Below are 1,183 nucleotides of genomic sequence, written 5' to 3'. Positions count from 1 at the left end.
GGGTGCGCGACCCATCGCCACTGGCCGGTCCGCCGCGATGAGGTCATGGCGACCATGCTGGCACAGCCCGCGCGGCTCGCGGTGACACCGCCGGGGCGTAGCCGTGGCGGGGCGGCGGCGGTCAGTCCCAACTGTCGACGTGGCGCATCAGTGGCAGCGCCTTCCGCTGGATCCGGCCCATCCGGGAGTGGATCACGTCGAGGGTCTCGATCGCCTCGGCCACATAGGGCCCCTTGTTGAGCATCACGCACTCGGACCTCTGCGCGGACCCGGCGTCGGAGATCTCCGCGCGCGACGGGATCCCGGTCTTCGCCAACGACTCCAGCACCTGCGTCGCCAGGACGACGGGGACGCGGGCCGCCTGGCACATCAGCGTGATGTTGCGCGGAATCTCCGAGAGCGACTCGAAACCCATCTCGACGGCGAGGTCACCGCGGGCGATCATCACACCGATCCGCTCGTGACGCATCGCCTCCAGCAGCAGGTCCGGTAGCGCCCGGTACGCCTGCCGGGTCTCGATCTTGAGGAGCAGTCCCAGCTCCCGCCCCGACTCCGAGGCCGCGGATTCCAGGGCCTCGACCGCGTCGGCGACGTCCCTTCTGGTCCGCACGAACGACAGCGCCACGAGATCGGCGTGTCGGGACGCGAAGTCGAGACTCTGTCGGTCCTCCTCGGTCAGCGCGGGGGTGTCCATCTCCAGTCCCGGGACATTGATCCCCTTCTCCGACCCCAGCCAGCGGCCACCCTCCCGGCAGCGCACCACCTCCAGCCTGGCCCAGGGGGCGTCCGTGGCACCCGGGGTGGCGGTCTCGACGACCTCTGCGGAGATCACCCCGTCGTCGAACAGGACGCGGTCACCCACCGCCAGCGCCTCCACGACCGCGGGAAGCGCACATCCCAGTCGGATCTCCGCACCGGACCGCGGTGGATCCACCGGTTCCATGTCCACGGTGAGCAGGATCCGGTCCCCGGAGTGGACGCGAATCCGCTGGGGCACCGCAGGGATGCCGCGGACCCTGGTGCGCTCGAAGTCGCAGTCGATCAGCGTGCCGTCGCGCACCCACGCGTTGCGATCACCCTCCGCGAGGACTCCACCGTCATCCACGGACACCACGGTGAAGCGTCGACGCAGCCGCCGTGCATCGGGGACCTCGATCACGTCCCCGGGCCTCCGGCCCGCGAG

The 1,183-nt window shown here is 70.6% G+C and carries 1 protein-coding gene; it reads right to left on the bottom strand.

Going from position 1 to position 1,183, the window contains the following annotated elements; translation table 11 throughout:
• Positions 1 to 121: 121 nt before the first annotated feature.
• On the bottom strand, positions 122 to 1,183 hold a 1,062-nt coding region (locus G6019_RS04185; protein WP_241725870.1), incomplete at its 5' end, for a pyruvate kinase.

The organism is Dietzia sp. DQ12-76, assembly GCF_014145045.1.
GTDB lineage: Bacteria > Actinomycetota > Actinomycetes > Mycobacteriales > Mycobacteriaceae > Dietzia.
The sequence above is the reverse complement of the archived record's forward strand: the minus strand, read 5'-3'. Positions and strand labels throughout refer to the sequence as shown.